Annotated in this window: 12 protein-coding genes; 8 read left to right on the top strand and 4 right to left on the bottom strand. The window is 69.0% G+C overall.

What is annotated here, in order from left to right:
- Window positions 1-350 precede the first annotated feature (350 nt).
- From tesB to FE633_RS17950, 3 genes are all read right to left on the bottom strand, one after another.
- Window positions 351-1,232, bottom strand: coding sequence for an acyl-CoA thioesterase II (gene tesB, locus FE633_RS17940; protein WP_138046184.1), 882 nt, complete (start codon window positions 1,230-1,232; stop codon window positions 351-353).
- An 8-nt stretch (window positions 1,233-1,240) separates the two neighbouring features.
- The gene (locus tag FE633_RS17945; RefSeq protein WP_138046286.1) at window positions 1,241-2,398 is read right to left on the bottom strand and encodes an acyl-CoA dehydrogenase family protein; all 1,158 of its coding nucleotides are present in this window, start codon (window positions 2,396-2,398) and stop codon (window positions 1,241-1,243) included.
- Between the two features lie 115 nt (window positions 2,399-2,513).
- A complete protein-coding gene (locus FE633_RS17950; protein ID WP_138046185.1) occupies window positions 2,514-3,146 on the bottom strand; it encodes an SACE_7040 family transcriptional regulator in 633 nt (210 codons plus the stop codon).
- Between the two features lie 87 nt (window positions 3,147-3,233).
- Between FE633_RS17950 and FE633_RS17955 the strand changes: the two genes are divergently transcribed.
- The 8 genes from FE633_RS17955 (at window position 3,234) to FE633_RS17990 (ending at window position 14,146) form a co-directional block, all read left to right on the top strand.
- Window positions 3,234-4,850 (top strand): carboxyl transferase domain-containing protein, encoded by a 1,617-nt coding sequence (locus FE633_RS17955; protein ID WP_138046186.1) that lies wholly within the window; start codon window positions 3,234-3,236, stop codon window positions 4,848-4,850.
- 22 nt (window positions 4,851-4,872) lie between these two features.
- Window positions 4,873-6,945, top strand: a complete 2,073-nt coding sequence (locus FE633_RS17960) for an acetyl/propionyl/methylcrotonyl-CoA carboxylase subunit alpha (RefSeq protein ID WP_138046187.1) — start codon at window positions 4,873-4,875, stop codon at window positions 6,943-6,945.
- Window positions 6,942-7,898, top strand: coding sequence for a hydroxymethylglutaryl-CoA lyase (locus FE633_RS17965; protein ID WP_138046188.1), 957 nt, complete (start codon window positions 6,942-6,944; stop codon window positions 7,896-7,898). The genes FE633_RS17960 and FE633_RS17965 overlap by 4 nt, the downstream gene beginning before the upstream one ends.
- Window positions 7,899-7,909: 11 nt before the next feature.
- Window positions 7,910-9,070: an acyl-CoA dehydrogenase family protein gene (locus FE633_RS17970; protein ID WP_138046287.1), complete on the top strand. Its 1,161-nt coding sequence runs from the start codon at window positions 7,910-7,912 to the stop codon at window positions 9,068-9,070.
- A 193-nt stretch (window positions 9,071-9,263) separates the two neighbouring features.
- Window positions 9,264-10,313 carry an ABC transporter substrate-binding protein gene (locus tag FE633_RS17975; RefSeq protein ID WP_138046189.1) on the top strand — a complete coding sequence of 350 codons (1,050 nt, stop codon included), beginning with the start codon at window positions 9,264-9,266 and terminating at the stop codon, window positions 10,311-10,313.
- Window positions 10,314-10,472: 159 nt separating this feature from the next.
- Window positions 10,473-11,333, top strand: a complete 861-nt coding sequence (locus FE633_RS17980) for a siderophore-interacting protein (RefSeq protein ID WP_138046190.1) — start codon at window positions 10,473-10,475, stop codon at window positions 11,331-11,333.
- A 109-nt stretch (window positions 11,334-11,442) separates the two neighbouring features.
- The gene (gene desA, locus FE633_RS17985) at window positions 11,443-12,885 is read left to right on the top strand and encodes a lysine decarboxylase DesA (RefSeq protein WP_138046191.1); all 1,443 of its coding nucleotides are present in this window, start codon (window positions 11,443-11,445) and stop codon (window positions 12,883-12,885) included.
- Window positions 12,869-14,146, top strand: coding sequence for a lysine N(6)-hydroxylase/L-ornithine N(5)-oxygenase family protein (locus FE633_RS17990; RefSeq protein WP_171060011.1), 1,278 nt, complete (start codon window positions 12,869-12,871; stop codon window positions 14,144-14,146). The genes desA and FE633_RS17990 overlap by 17 nt, the downstream gene beginning before the upstream one ends.
- Here the strand turns inward: FE633_RS17990 and FE633_RS17995 are convergent.
- The gene (locus FE633_RS17995) at window positions 14,073-15,326 is read right to left on the bottom strand and encodes an RNA-guided endonuclease InsQ/TnpB family protein (RefSeq protein WP_246113694.1); all 1,254 of its coding nucleotides are present in this window, start codon (window positions 15,324-15,326) and stop codon (window positions 14,073-14,075) included. The genes FE633_RS17990 and FE633_RS17995 overlap by 74 nt on opposite strands.
- Window positions 15,327-15,499 lie beyond the last annotated feature (173 nt).

A 15,499-nucleotide genomic window follows, 5' to 3' on the forward strand; every position in this document is an offset into this window, starting at 1 on the left:
GTCTGCCTTGCGGCCTCGTCCTCAAGCGCCGGACGGGCTGATTGATGTCGGCCTCGGCTGAAATGTTCAGCCCTGCCCTCGGCCCCAGCGCCGATCTTCAGCCCCGGGCCCCGAGGCTCGGCCGGCGCCTGAATGCTCAGCGTGGGCCGCGAGAATTCAGCCCCTCTGGGGGCACCTCCCAGCGCTGGCTGGGGGAGTTTGAGAGGCGGGGGTCCGGGGGCCGGCCCCCCGGAAACGGGGTCCGGGGCGGAGCCCCGAGTGGGCAAGGGGGCGCAGCCCCCTTTGGCGGGGTCTGGGGCGGAGCCCCAGAAGGATGGGACGGGTAGGGGCGGCGGGGGCGAAAAACCCCGTCACCTAGGGACCCGCACCACGCCCTCCTGGATCACCGAGATCGCCAACCGCCCGTCCCGCGTGTAGATCCGGGCCTGCCCGAGCCCCCGTCCCCCGGAGGCCGACGGAGACTCCTGGTCGTACAGGAGCCATTCGTCGGCGCGGAACGGACGGTGGAACCACATCGCGTGGTCCAGCGAAGCACCGACGACGTCACCGACAGCCCAGCCACCCCGCCCGTGCGCGAGCAGGATGGAGTCGAGAAGCGTCATGTCGGAGACGTACGTGGCAAGACACACATGCAGCAGCGGATCAGCGGTGAACTCGTCGAGTTTGCCGTTCGTACGGAACCACACCTGGGAGCGCGGCTCACGCGCCTCCCCCACCGTGGCGAACGGCGGCGCGTCCACATACCGGAGGTCCACCGCCTCCCGCGCCTCCAGCAACCTCTCCAGGACGCCCGGTTCACGGAACACGTCCGCGTACCGGGGCAGCGTCTCCTCCGCGGTCGGCAGCGTCTCGGGGTCGGGCGAGGCCGGCATGTCGGCCTGGTGCTCCATGCCTTCCTCGTACGTCTGGAAGGACGCGGAGAGGTGGAAGATCGGCTGCCCGTGCTGCACGGCCACGACCCGTCGGGTCGTGAAGGAACGGCCGTCGCGGATGCGGTCCACGGTGTAGACGATCGGCGCGCCGGGGTCTCCGGCGCGCAGGAAGTACGCGTGCAGGGAGTGGGCGAGCCGGTCCTCGGGAACCGTACGCCCGGCGGCGACCAGCGCCTGCGCGGCGACCTGCCCGCCGAAGACCCGCGGGACGACGGCGGACCGTGACCGGCCGCGGAAGATGTCCCGCTCGATCCGCTCCAGGTCGAGCAGATCGAGCAGGGACTGAAGTGCCTGACTCATGCCGGTGCCTACAGGCCCATGTCCTTCGCGATGATCATCTTCATGACCTCGCTCGTGCCGCCGTAGATCCGGTTGACGCGGTTGTCGGCGTACAGGCGGGCGATCGGGTACTCGTTCATGAAGCCGTAGCCGCCGTGCAGCTGGAGGCAGCGGTCGATGACACGGTGCGCGACCTCGGTGCAGAACAGCTTGGCGCTCGCGGCCTCGGCCGGAGTCAGCTCGTCCGCGTCGAGGGCTTCCAGGGCGCGGTCGGCGACGGCCTGGGCGGCGTCCACCTCGGCCTGGCAGGCGGCCAGCTCGAACTTGGTGTTCTGGAAGGCGGCGACCGGCTTGCCGAAGACGGTGCGCTCCCGCACGTACTCCTTGGCGAACCGGACGGCGGCCTCGGCCTGCGCGTAGGCGCCGTAGGCGATGCCCCAGCGCTCGGAGGGCAGGTTCCCGCCGAGGTAGGAGAAGCCCTTGTTCTCCTCGCCCAGCAGGTCCTCGACCGGCACCTTCACGTCGACGAACGCCAGCTCGGCCGTGTCGGAGACCTTCAGGCCGAGCTTGTCCAGCTTGCGGCCGACGGAGTAGCCCTCGGCCTTGGTGTCGACGGCGAACAGGGATATGCCGAAGCGGCGGTCGTCCTCGCGCGGGGCGGCGGTCCGGGCGCACACGATCACACGGTCGGCGTGCACACCGCCGGTGATGAAGGTCTTGGCGCCGTTGAGCACGTAGTGCGTGCCGTCGTCGGAGAGCTTCGCGGTGGTCTTCATGCCCGCGAGGTCGGAGCCGGTGCCCGGCTCGGTCATCGCAAGGGCCCACATCTCCTCGCCGGAGACGAACTTCGGCAGGAACCGCTTCTTCTGCTCGTCGCTGGCGAGCATCTTGATGTACGGCAGGCCGAGCAGCACGTGCACGCCGGAGCCTCCGAAGGAGACGCCCGCGCGGGCCGTCTCCTCGTACATCACGGCCTCGAACTTGTACGAGTCGATGCCGGCGCCGCCGTACTCCTCGTCCACGCGGATCCCGAAGACACCCAGCTCGGCGAGCTTGTAGTAGAAGTCGCGCGGAGCCTGGCCCGCGGCGAACCACTCGTCGTAGACCGGTACGACCTCGGCCTCGATGAAGGCGCGCAGGGTCTCCCGGAACGCCTCGTGATCCTCGTTGAACACCGTACGGCGCACGCCGCCCACCTCCACCTGCATTACGTACACGGGGTACATGTCTAAGCGCTTGCTCAGCACCAACCGTACCGGCGAGTACAGACACCCGTCCAGACCAACCACCCCGTAACGCTCGTCACGCCCCGGCCGCCGCGAAGGCCCCCTTCGCCATCCGCCGCAGCAGCGTCGCCGTGGCCGCACGCCCCGGGAGCGAGCCCGGGCGACCGAGATGCGGCGTGGAGTTCAGCAGCCCGAACACCGAGTGCACCGCCGAGCGAGCGGCCGGCTCGGCCAGTCCGGGATACACCTCGCGGACCACCTCCACCCACAGCTCGACGTACTGCCGCTGGAGCTGCCGTACGAGCTTGCGGTCGCTGTCCCGGAGGCGGTCCAGCTCGCGGTCGTGCAGGGTGATGAGGGGACGGTCGTCGAGCGCGAAGTCGATGTGCCCCTCGATGAGCGAGTCGAGGACCGCCTCAGGGCCCACGGGAACCCCGCGAACCCCGGGGGTCCCGGGGTTCCCCCCGCCCTCGGCCTCCTGCAGGCGCCGCTTGGCACCGGTCAGCAGCTGCCCGCTGATCCCCACGAGCAGCTCGGCGAGCATCGCGTCCTTGCCCGCGAAGTGCCGGTACAGACCGGGTCCGCTGATGCCGACCGCCGCGCCTATCTCGTCGACCCCGACGCCGTGGAAGCCGCGCTCGGCGAAGAGCCGGGCGGCTTCCTTGAGGATCTGTTCGCGGCGCGTGGGGGCGTGGGTTCTGGTGGCCATGAAAGCAATTCTAGACAGGGAGGTTAGCGGTCGTTAACCTGAGGGAAAACGCGTTAACGCTCATTAACAAAGTGAGGGGACTCCGCGATGCAGGAGGCACCGGAGCTGACGAGCGCGGCTGATCCCGCGTCGGCGGCCTGGCGGGCCAACGAGGCGGCACACCGCGCGCTCGTCGACGAGCTGCGGCAGAAGCTGGCCACGGCCCGCCTCGGCGGCGGCGAGCGGGCGCGGGCGCGGCACACCGCGCGCGGGAAGCTGCTGCCGCGCGACCGCGTGGACACGCTCCTCGACCCCGGCTCGCCCTTCCTGGAGCTGGCCCCGCTGGCGGCCGACGGGCTGTACGGCGACCAGGCGCCGGCGGCGGGCGTCATCGCCGGGATCGGGCGGGTGAGCGGCCGCGAGTGCGTGGTCGTCGCCAACGACGCCACCGTCAAGGGCGGCACGTACTACCCGATGACGGTGAAGAAGCATCTGCGCGCCCAGGAGGTGGCGCTGGAGAACCGCCTCCCCTGTGTCTACCTGGTGGACTCCGGCGGCGCCTTCCTGCCCCTGCAGGACGAGGTGTTCCCCGACCGCGAGCACTTCGGGCGGATCTTCTACAACCAGGCGCGGATGTCGGGGGCGGGCATTCCGCAGATCGCGGCGGTGCTGGGCTCGTGCACGGCGGGCGGTGCGTACGTGCCCGCGATGAGCGACGAGGCCGTGATCGTGCGCGGTCAGGGCACGATCTTCCTGGGCGGTCCGCCCCTGGTGAAGGCCGCGACGGGCGAGGTCGTCACCGCCGAGGAGCTGGGCGGCGGCGAGGTCCACTCCCGGGTCTCCGGGGTGACCGACCATCTCGCGGAGGACGACGCGCACGCGCTGCGGATCGTCCGCACGATCGTCTCCACGCTCCCCGCCCGCGGACAGCTGCCCTGGTCGGTCGCGCCGGCCGTGGAGCCGAAGGCGGACCCTGCCGGGCTGTACGGCGTGGTGCCGGCGGATTCCCGCACCCCCTATGACGTACGCGAGGTCATCGCGCGCGTGGTCGACGGTTCGCGTTTCGCGGAGTTCAAGTCGGAGTTCGGGCAGACCCTCGTCACCGGCTTCGCCCGTGTGCAAGGGCACCCGGTGGGGATCGTCGCCAACAACGGCATCCTGTTCTCCGAATCCGCCCAGAAGGGCGCCCACTTCATCGAGCTCTGCGACCAGCGCGGTATCCCTCTGGTCTTCCTGCAGAACATCTCCGGCTTCATGGTCGGGCGTGACTACGAGGCGGGCGGCATCGCCAAGCACGGCGCCAAGATGGTCACGGCGGTGGCCTGTACGCGCGTACCGAAGCTGACGGTGGTCATCGGCGGGTCGTACGGCGCGGGCAACTACTCGATGTGCGGCCGGGCGTACTCGCCACGCTTCCTGTGGATGTGGCCGAACGCCAAGATCTCCGTGATGGGCGGCGAACAGGCCGCGTCGGTCCTCGCGACCGTCAAGCGCGACCAGCTGGAGGCGCGCGGCGAGGCCTGGCCGGCCGAGGAGGAAGAGGCCTTCAAGGAGCCGATCCGCGCGCAGTACGAGCACCAGGGGAACGCCTACTACGCGACGGCCCGGCTCTGGGACGACGGTGTGATCGACCCGGCCGAGACCCGGCAGGTACTGGGTCTGGCCCTGACCGCGTGCGCCAACGCGCCCCTGGGTGAGCCCGGGTTCGGCGTCTTCCGGATGTGACCGGGTGAGGGGACGGACGACGATGTTCGACACAGTGCTGGTGGCCAACCGGGGCGAGATCGCCGTACGGGTCATCCGTACGCTGCGGTCGCTGGGCGTGCGCTCGGTGGCGGTGTACAGCGACGCCGACGCGGATGCCCGGCATGTGCGTGCGGCGGACACGGCGGTACGGATCGGTCCGGCGCCCGCGGGCGAGAGTTATCTGTCGGTGGAGCGGCTGCTGGAGGCCGCGGCGCGCACCGGGGCGCAGGCGGTGCACCCGGGCTACGGCTTCCTCGCGGAGAACGCCGCGTTCGCGCGCGCGTGCGCCGACGCCGGGCTGGTCTTCATCGGGCCGCCCGCGGACGCGATCGCGTTGATGGGCGACAAGATCCGTGCCAAGGAGACGGTGCGGGCGGCCGGGGTGCCGGTCGTGCCGGGGTCGAACGGCAGCGGGCTCACGGACGGCCAACTGGCCGACGCCGCCCGCGAGATCGGTATGCCCGTGCTGCTGAAGCCCTCGGCCGGCGGTGGCGGCAAGGGCATGCGGCTGGTCAGGGACGCGGAACGGCTCGCCGACGAGATCGCCGCCGCCCGCCGCGAGGCCCGCGCGTCCTTCGGTGACGACACGCTGCTGGTGGAGCGGTGGATCGACCGGCCCCGGCACATCGAGATTCAGGTGCTCGCGGACGGCCACGGACAGGTGGTGCACCTGGGCGAGCGCGAGTGCTCCCTCCAGCGCCGGCACCAGAAGGTCATCGAGGAGGCGCCGAGCGTGCTCCTCGACTCCGCGACGCGCGCGGCGATGGGCGAGGCGGCGGTCCAGGCGGCCCGGTCCTGCGGTTACGAGGGTGCGGGCACGGTGGAGTTCATCGTGCCCGGCGGTGACCCTTCCTCGTACTTCTTCATGGAGATGAACACCCGCCTCCAGGTCGAGCATCCGGTGACCGAGATGGTCACGGGGGTGGATCTGGTGGAGTGGCAGCTGCGGGTCGCGGCGGGCGAGAAGCTGGCTTTCGACCAGGACGACATCACGCTCACCGGGCACGCGGTCGAGGCCCGTATCTGCGCCGAGGACCCCTCCCGGGGCTTTCTGCCCTCCGGCGGCACGGTGCTCGCGCTGCACGAGCCGCAGGGTGACGGCGTGCGTACCGACTCCGGGCTGAGTGAGGGGACGGAGGTCGGTTCGCTGTACGACCCGATGCTGTCGAAGGTCATCGCGTACGGGCCGGACCGGGCGACGGCGCTGCGGAAGCTTCGCGCGGCGCTGGCGGAGACGGTGACGCTGGGCGTGCAGACGAACGCCGGGTTCCTGCGGAGGCTGCTGGCCCACCCTGCCGTTGTGGCTGGGGAGTTGGACACGGGGCTGGTGGAGCGGGAGGTCGAGGGGCTCGTTCCGGGGGAGGTGCCGGGTGAGGTGTACGTGGCAGCGGGGTTGCTGCGTCAGGCGGGTCTTTTCCCCAAGCGGCCTGAACGGCCTCGTCCTCAAACGCCGGACGGGCTGAGTGGCGTCAGCCCGGGCTGGGTTGATCCCTTCTCGCTACCCAGTGGTTGGCGGCTCGGCGGCGAACCGGCGTGGACTGTGCACCACTTGCGCGTACCAGGGCAGGAACCCGTGACCGTCCGCGTACGCGGCCCTCTGCACGACGCGGACGTCTCTTGGGGGCCTGGGGGCATGCCCCCAGCTTCGGGAAGGGGTGGGCTTGGGGAAGAGGAAGCCCCCTCCACCGCCACCCTCCACCTCGACGGCCTCACCCACACCTTCCACCGCGCCGCCGGCACTTGGCTCGGCCGCGACGGCGATTCCTGGAACGTCCTGGACCACGACCCCGTCGCCGCCTCCCTCACCGGTGCCGCCCGCGCGGGAGTCGACTCGCTCACCGCCCCCATGCCCGGCACGGTCACCGTCGTGAAGGTCGCCGTGGGGGACGAAGTGGCGGCCGGGCAGAGCCTGTTGGTGGTGGAGGCGATGAAGATGGAACACGTCATCTCCGCCCCGCACGCCGGCACCGTCACCGAGCTGGACGTCACACCGGGCACGACCGTCGCCATGGACCAGGTGCTGGCCGTGCTCGAGCCGCTCGCAGCTCGAACCGCGGAGGAGGACACCGCATGACGACCCCCGAACTGGGACTTCCCATGGCCGTTCCGGCACCGGGGCTCCCCGCCACCGTAAGGATCCATGAGGTCGGCGCCCGCGACGGTCTGCAGAACGAGAAGGCCACCGTCCCCACCGAGGTCAAGGCCGAGTTCATCCGGCGGCTCGCCGAAGCGGGGCTCACCACCGTCGAGGCCACCAGCTTCGTCCACCCGAAGTGGGTGCCCCAACTGGCCGACGCGGAGCAGCTGTTCCCCCTCGTACGGGACCTGTCCGACCTGAGCGGCACCGCCCTGCCCGTCCTCGTGCCGAACGAACGCGGACTGGACCGGGCCCTCGCCCTGGGCGCGACCCGTATCGCCGTGTTCGCCAGCGCCACGGAGTCCTTCGCGAAGGCCAATCTCAACCGGACGGTCGACGAGGCGCTGGCCATGTTCGTGCCGGTGGTCGACCGGGCCAAGGCGCAGCGCGCCCACGTCCGCGGTTATCTCTCCATGTGTTTCGGCGACCCCTGGGAGGGCCCGGTTCCCGTGGCCCAGGTCGTACGGGTCTGCCGGGCCCTGGTGGACATGGGCTGCGACGAACTGAGCCTCGGGGACACGATCGGCGTGGCGACCCCGGGCCATGTACGGGCACTCCTCGCCGCGCTGGGCGGGGCGGGCGTCCCCGTCTCCGCCCTCGGCGTGCACTTCCACGACACCTACGGCCAGGCGCTCGCCAACACCCTGGCCGCGCTGCAGCACGGGGTGACCACCGTCGACGCGTCCGCCGGGGGTCTGGGCGGCTGCCCCTACGCCAAGTCCGCCACCGGCAACCTCGCCACCGAGGACCTTGTGTGGATGCTGCGGGGCCTCGGCATCGACACCGGAGTCGACCTCGACCGTCTCATCGCCACGAGCGTGTGGATGGCCGACCGACTGGGCCGACCCAGCCCTTCCCGCACCGTCCGCGCCCTCTCCCACAAGGAGTGATCCCCATGTCACTGGACCATCGTCTCTCTCCCGAACTCGAGGAACTCCGCCGTACGGTCGAGGAGTTCGCTCACGACGTCGTGGCGCCGAAGATCGGCGACTTCTACGAGCGCCACGAGTTCCCGTACGAGATCGTCCGCGAGATGGGCCGCATGGGTCTGTTCGGGCTGCCGTTCCCGGAGGAGTACGGCGGCATGGGCGGCGACTATCTGGCGCTCGGCATCGCGCTCGAGGAACTCGCCCGGGTGGACTCCTCGGTGGCCATCACGCTGGAGGCGGGCGTCTCGCTGGGCGCGATGCCCATCCATGTGTTCGGCACCGAGGAGCAGAAGCGCGCGTGGCTGCCGCGGCTGTGCACGGGCGAGATCCTCGGCGCCTTCGGTCTGACGGAGCCCGACGGCGGCTCGGACGCCGGAGCGACCCGTACGACCGCCCGCCTCGACGCGTCGACGGACGAATGGGTGATCAACGGGACCAAGTGTTTCATCACCAACTCCGGGACGGACATCACGGGCCTGGTGACGGTCACGGCGGTCACGGGCCGCACCCCGGAGGGCAAGCCGCACATCTCGTCGATCATCGTCCCGTCGGGAACCCCCGGCTTCACGGTCGCGGCTCCGTACTCCAAGGTCGGCTGGAACGCCTCGGACACAAGGGAGTTGTCCTTCGACGACGTACGCGTCCCCGCCGCGAACCTGCTGGGCGAGGAGGGCCGCGGTTACGCCCAGTTCCTGCGCATCCTCGACGAGGGCCGCATCGCCATCGCGGCGCTCGCGACGGGTCTGGCCCAGGGCTGCGTGGACGAGTCCGTGAAGTACGCCAAGGAGCGCCATGCGTTCGGGCGTCCGATCGGCGCGAACCAGGCCATCCAGTTCAAGATCGCCGACATGGAGATGAAGGCGCACACGGCCCGCCTCGCCTGGCGCGACGCCGCGTCCCGCCTGGTGAGCGGTGAACCCTTCAAGAAGGAGGCGGCACTGGCCAAGCTCCACTCCTCCACGATCGCCGTCGACAACGCCCGCGACGCCACCCAGATCCACGGCGGCTACGGCTTCATGAACGAGTACCCGGTGGCCCGCATGTGGCGCGACTCCAAGATCCTGGAAATCGGCGAGGGCACGAGCGAGGTCCAACGCATGCTGATCGCCCGGGAGTTGGGCCTGGCTGGCTGATAACTGCCGCAAACCCGCCCCTGCGACACCCGGGCCACGAAGGGGGTGCACAGGGCTCGCACAGGCGCGGACACGGACACCTTCCGACGTTTCCGCAGGTGAACCCCGCCTTCTGGACACCAGATGAGGTTAGGCTAACCTACCTTTGAACTTGTCCGATGGGCGATCCGCCCTGTGCGAAAGCAGTCACCACATGTCCAACGCCCGTTCCGCCCACCTCACCCGCCGCGGCATCCTCGCCGCGGGCGGCGCCCTCGGTCTCGGCGCCGTCCTCGCGGCCTGCGGCGACGAAGACGCGAAAAGCGGGGACTCGGCGGACAACACACAGGCCGCCAAGTCCGGCTCGTGGACCTTCAAGGACGACCGTGGCAAGACCGCCAAGGGTGACAAGATCCCGACGAACATCGTCGCGTTCACCGGTGTCGCCGCCGCGCTCCACGACTACGGCATCGAGGTCAAGGGGGTCTTCGGCCCGACCAGGACCAAGACCGGCAAGGCCGACGTCCAGGCCGGCGATCTCGACATCAGCAAGGTGACGATCCTCGGCAACGAGTGGGGCCAGTTCAACATCGAGAAGTACGCGGGCCTGGCCCCCGACGCCCTGATGACCACGACGTTCGACGACGCGGGCACCCTCTGGTACGTCCCCGAGGAGTCCACGAAGAAGATCCTCGCCGTCGGCGCTCCGAGTGTCGCCATCTCCGTCTACGACCGCCAGTTGACCGAGTCGCTGCAGCGCATGCTGGACCTCGCCGAGTCGCTGGGCGCCGACGTGAAGTCCGACGCGATCACCTCGGCCAAGAAGCGCTTCGAGGACGCCGCCGCCAAGCTGCGCGCCGCCGCCAAGGCCAAGCCCGACATCAAGGTGCTGGCCGGCTCCGCGAGCCAGGACATCTTCTACGTCTCGGGCACGAACCTCTCCATCGACCTGGAGTACTTCAAGGCCCTCGGCGTGAACTTCGTCGAGCCCCCCGCCTCGGCCCTGAAGGACAGCGGCGGCTGGTTCGAGAACCTGAGCTGGGAGAACGTCGACAAGTACGACGCGGACATCATCATGATGGACAACCGCTCCTCGACCATCCAGCCCGCCGACATCACCGAGGCCACCTGGAAGAAGCTGCCCGCGGTCAAGGCGGGCCAGGTCATCGCCCGCGACCCCGAGCCGATCCTGTCCTACGACAAGTGCACGCCGCTGCTCGAAAACCTCGCCGAGGCCATCACAAAGGCGAAGAAGGTCAGCTAGACGCGCCACTGAAAGGCCGGTTGGAAATCTGCGGACCGTTTACGGCTGGTCGCGCCCACGCGGCGGAGCCGCATATGTCGCAGTCCCGCGCCCCTGAAGGGGCGCGCCACGGCCCCCGGAGTCTCATCCGCCCCCTGACGTCTACTCAGGAGCACCCCCATGACGACGGCCGTAGCCGCCCCGTTCCGTTTTTTCTCTCTCCAGGTCGTACGGACGAGGCGGCTCGGCCCGTCTCTCGTCCGGGTCTCCCTCACGGGCTCCGATCTGCACGCCTTCGCCTCCGACGGCCGCGACCAGAGCCTGTCGCTCTTCCTGCCGCGGCCGGGCCAGTCGGAGCCCGCCATCCCGGTCGAGGAGGGCGACGGCTGGTGGCAGGCGTGGCGTGAACTGCCCGACGACGTACGGGCGGTGATGCGTTCGTACACGCTGCGCGCCCTGCGGCGCGACGCGCACGGCAGCACCGTCGAGATCGACATCGACTTCGCGCTGCACGGCGTGGAGCCGGGGGCCGGGACGCCCGCCGGCCCCGCGTCCCGCTGGGCGTCCCAGGCCCGGCCCGGCGACCGCGTCGTCGTGCTCGGCCCCGCCGTCGCCGACAACAAGGCGATACGTTTCCGCCCGCCCGTCGACACCGACCTGGTCGTCATGTGGGCGGACGAGACCGCTCTGCCCGCCGCCACGGCCATCCTGGAGTCGCTCCCGGCGGGGACCAGGGCCCGCGTCTGGCTGGAGGTTCCGCACGCCGGTGACCGCCTGGAGCCCCTCACCGCCGCGGACGCCGAGATCACATGGCTCGTACGCGACGAGGGGGCACCCGACGCCCTCGACGCGATCCGCGCCGCCGAACTCCCGCACGCGAGGGCCCCGTACGCCTGGATCGCGGGCGAGTCGGGCCGCGTGAAGGAGCTGCGCCGGCATCTCGTGCGCGAGCGGGAGCTCGACCGCAGGCGGGTCACGTTCGTCGGCTACTGGCGGCGCGGGATGACCGAGGAGCAACTGCGCGAGCGGGGAGAGGGATAGATCACATCGCTCTGTGATCACCTCTTCACGAATTGAAACTTAGGTTAGCCTAACCTAAGTTGAACCTCGCGTTCCGCCTCTCTTCCTGTCCCCCGGAGGAAACACCCCCATGCGCTCGCACCTGCTCAATGACACGACCACGGAGCGGTACCGCGGCTCCGTGACCGAAGGAATCGAGCGGGTGGCGGCCAGAATCGCCACCACCGACCGTCCGTTCACCGGCGTCACGGTCGACGCCCTGGCTCCCCGCATCGAGCGGATCGACCTGGACCGCCCGCTGCACGACACCACCGCGGTCCTCGACGAGCTGGAGGAGATCTACCTCAAGGACGCGGTCTACTTCCACCACCCGCGCTATCTCGCCCACCTCAACTGCCCGGTCGTCATCCCGGCCGTGGTCGGCGAGGCCGTTCTGTCGGCCGTCAACTCCTCCCTGGACACCTGGGACCAGTCGGCCGGCGGCACCCTCATCGAGCGCAAACTCATCGACTGGACCACCGAGCGCATCGGCCTGGGCCCGGCCGCCGACGGCGTGTTCACCAGCGGCGGTACCCAGTCCAACCTCCAGGCGCTGCTGCTGGCCCGCGAGGAGGCCAAGACCGACTCGAACGCCAAACTGCGCGTCTTCGCCTCCGAGGTGAGCCACTTCAGCGTCAAGAAGTCGGCCAAACTGCTCGGCCTGAGCCCCGACTCGGTCGTCTCCCTGCCCGTCGACCACGACAAGCGCATGCAGACGGTCGCACTCGCCCACGAACTGGAGCGCTGCCGCCAGGACGGACTGATCCCGATGGCCGTCGTCGCCACCGCGGGCACCACCGACTTCGGCTCCATCGACCCGCTGCCCGAGATCGCCGAGCTGTGCGACCAGTTCGGCGCCTGGCTGCACGTCGACGCGGCGTACGGCTGCGGGCTGCTCGCATCGCGGAAGAACCGGGACCGCATCGACGGCATCGAGCGCGCCGACTCCGTCACCGTCGACTACCACAAGTCCTTCTTCCAGCCGGTCAGTTCGTCCGCCCTGCTGGTCCGCGACGCGGCCACGCTGCGGCACGCCACGTACCACGCGGAGTACCTCAACCCGCGCCGCATGGTGCACGAGCGCATCCCCAACCAGGTCGACAAGTCCCTGCAGACCACTCGCCGCTTCGACGCCCTCAAGCTGTGGATGACCCTGCGCGTGATGGGTGCCGACGGCATCGGCGAGCTCTTCGACGAGGTCTGCGCCCGCGCGGCCGAGGGATGGGAGCTGCTCGCCGCCGACCCGCGCTTCGACGTGGTCGTCCAGCCCTCGCTGTCCACCCTGGTCTTCCGCCACATCCCGGCCGACGTCACCGATCCGGCCGAGATCGACCGCGCCAACCTGTACGCCCGCAAGGCGCTGTTCGCCTCCGGTGACGCGGTCGTCGCGGGCACCAAGGTCGGCGGCCGCCACTACCTCAAGTTCACCCTGCTCAACCCCGAGACCACGACGGCCGACATCGCCGTCGTACTCGACCTGATCGCCGGCCACGCCGAGCAGTACCTGGGAGAGTCCCTTGACCGCGCTTCCTGAATCCCCGGAAAAGATCCGCGACTTCGTGGGGATCGGGCTGGGCCCCTTCAACCTCGGCCTCGCCTGCCTCACCGAGCCGATCACCGAACTCGACGGGGTGTTCCTGGAGTCCAAGCCGGACTTCGCGTGGCACTCCGGGATGTTCCTGGAGGGCGCGCACCTCCAGACGCCGTTCATGTCGGACCTCGTCACCCTGGCCGACCCGACGTCCCCGTACTCCTTCCTCAACTACCTGAAGGCGTCCGGCCGTCTGTACTCGTTCTACATCCGCGAGAACTTCTACCCGCTGCGCGTCGAGTACGACGACTACTGCCGCTGGGCGGCCGCACAGCTCTCCGGCATCCGCTTCAACACGACGGTCACCGAGGTCACGTACGCGGACGACGTCTACGTCGTACGGACGGAAGGCGGCCAGACCTACCGCGCCCGCCACCTCGTGCTCGGCACCGGTACACCGCCGTACATCCCCGAGGCCTGTCAGGGTCTCGGCGGGGACTTCATCCACAACTCCCGCTACCAGCAGCACAAGCGGGAGCTCCAGCGGAAGAAGTCCATCACGCTGGTCGGCAGCGGACAGTCCGCCGCGGAGATCTACTACGACCTGCTGAGCGAGATCGACGTCCACGGCTACCGGCTGAACTGGGTCACGCGCTCCCCGCGGTTCTTCCCGCTGGAATACACCAAGCTCACGCTGGAGATGACCTCCCCGGAGTACATCGACTACTTCCACGCGTTGCCGGAGCGGACCCGATACCGCCTCCAGTCGCAGCAGAAGGGCCTGTTCAAAGGCATCGACGGCGAACTGATCAACGAGATCTTCGACCTGCTCTACCAGAAGAACCTCGGCGGCCCGGTCCCCACGCGCCTGCTCACCAACTCCTCGCTCACCACCGCGTCCCACGACAACGGCATGTACGTCCTGGGCCTGCGCCAGGAGGAGCAGGAGAAGGACTACGAGCTGCACTCCGAGGGCCTGATCCTGGCGACCGGCTACCGGTACACCGAGCCCGAGTTCCTGAAGCCCGTACGCGACCGGATCCGCTACGACGCGCAGGGCAACTACGACGTGGCCCGCAACTACGCCATCGACACCACGGGCCGCGGAATCTTCCTGCAGAACGCCGGCGTGCACACGCACTCGATCACATCGCCGGACCTCGGCATGGGCGCGTACCGCAACGCGTACATCATCCGCGAGCTGCTCGGCTCCGAGTACTACCCCGTCGAGAAGGCCATCGCGTTCCAGGAGTTCGCCGTTTGACGTCTCCCCGTCTCTTGGGGGCGGGGACTCCCACGGCTCGCGCCATGGTCTTTCCTGCTTCGTCGCCGACTGCCCGCCCGGAGGAACTCCGTTGAGGTCTTACATCGGCTCCACAGGCCGACACCGCCTGCCCGGCGGCCAGAATGTTCTGGGCGGCATTGTGGTCCCGGTCATGCCAGGTGCCGCAACCTTCGCACGCCCATTCCCGGACGCTGAGAAGCAGTTCGTCGCGAATCAAGCCGCACGTCGAGCATGTCTTGCTCGATGGGAAGAAGCGGTCGATCGCAACAAGTTCGCGCCCGTACCAGGCGCACTTGTACTCCAGCATGGAACGCAGCTCTGTCCACGAAGCGTCGGAGATCGATCGCGCCAGGGTGCGATTGCCCAGCAGATTGTGGACGCTGAGATCCTCGATCACGACCAGTTGGTTCTCCTGGACGAGCCGAGTGGACAATTTATGAAGGAAATCTCGCCGCCGATCGGCGATCCTCGCATGGATCTTCGCTACTTTCACGCGAGCCTTGGCCTGGTTCTTGGACCCCTTCTCTTTACGGGCAAGGTCCCGCTGGGCGACCGCCAGCCGAGCGCTGTCCCTTCTCTCGCACTTCGGGTTAGCAACCTTCTCCCCCGTAGAGAGGGTCACGAGGCTGCTGATTCCAACGTCGATGCCGACCGCGCTGTTGTCGGCCGGAAGAGGCCTCACCGTGGTGTCCTCCACCAGAAGGGACACAAACCAGCGCCCTGCCGCGTCACAGGAGACAGTGACCGTACTCGGCTCCGCGCCATCAGGCAGGGGACGCGACCAGCGAACGTCAAGTGGTGCTCTCATCTTGGCCAGAGTCAGACGACCATCGCGCCACTTGAACGCCGATTTCGTGTACTCGGCAGCCGCCCTGGTTTTCTTCTTCGACTTGAAACGCGGGTACTGCGCGCGCTTGGCGAAGAAGTTCGTGAATGCCGAATGCAAGTGACGCAAGGTCTGTTGGAGGGGCACCGAGGACACCTCGGTCAGATAGGCCAGCGCTTCGGTCTTCTTCCACTCCGTCAGCATCGCGGAGGTTTCCGCATAAGAGATTCGACGGCTTTCGTCCGTCCACGCCCTACTGCGAGCGTCCAGCGCCATGTTGTAGACCTTACGCACGCACCCGAACGTCCGGAACAGCTCCTCCGCCTGTTCCATCGTCGGATAGAAGCGGTACTTGAATGCCCGCTTCACGTGCTGATCTGCCACTCCTCAAACGCTAGCCGCCCTCCCGCGTACGTCGTGTGGTTTTCGTGAAACTCCACCCCTCAATCGATCAACGCGTTTTCCTGTCCCGTCCCCACGACGGGGAGATCTGCACAAGGAGTTCC

Source organism: Streptomyces montanus (assembly GCF_005786655.1).
Lineage (GTDB): Bacteria > Actinomycetota > Actinomycetes > Streptomycetales > Streptomycetaceae > Streptomyces > Streptomyces sporangiiformans.

Bases quoted from the DNA above. Each gene is read 5' to 3' on its own strand.
- FE633_RS17950 (WP_138046185.1), bottom strand. From the start codon at position 3,146: ATGGCCACCAGAACCCACGCCCCCACGCGCCGCGAACAGATCCTCAAG.
- tesB (WP_138046184.1), bottom strand. From the start codon at position 1,232: ATGAGTCAGGCACTTCAGTCCCTGCTCGATCTGCTCGACCTGGAGCGG.
- FE633_RS17965 (WP_138046188.1), top strand. From the start codon at position 6,942: ATGACGACCCCCGAACTGGGACTTCCCATGGCCGTTCCGGCACCGGGG.
- desA (WP_138046191.1), top strand. From the start codon at position 11,443: ATGCGCTCGCACCTGCTCAATGACACGACCACGGAGCGGTACCGCGGC.
- FE633_RS17960 (WP_138046187.1), top strand. From the start codon at position 4,873: ATGTTCGACACAGTGCTGGTGGCCAACCGGGGCGAGATCGCCGTACGG.
- FE633_RS17980 (WP_138046190.1), top strand. From the start codon at position 10,473: ATGACGACGGCCGTAGCCGCCCCGTTCCGTTTTTTCTCTCTCCAGGTC.
- FE633_RS17955 (WP_138046186.1), top strand. From the start codon at position 3,234: ATGCAGGAGGCACCGGAGCTGACGAGCGCGGCTGATCCCGCGTCGGCG.
- FE633_RS17975 (WP_138046189.1), top strand. From the start codon at position 9,264: ATGTCCAACGCCCGTTCCGCCCACCTCACCCGCCGCGGCATCCTCGCC.
- FE633_RS17995 (WP_246113694.1), bottom strand. From the start codon at position 15,326: ATGGAACAGGCGGAGGAGCTGTTCCGGACGTTCGGGTGCGTGCGTAAG.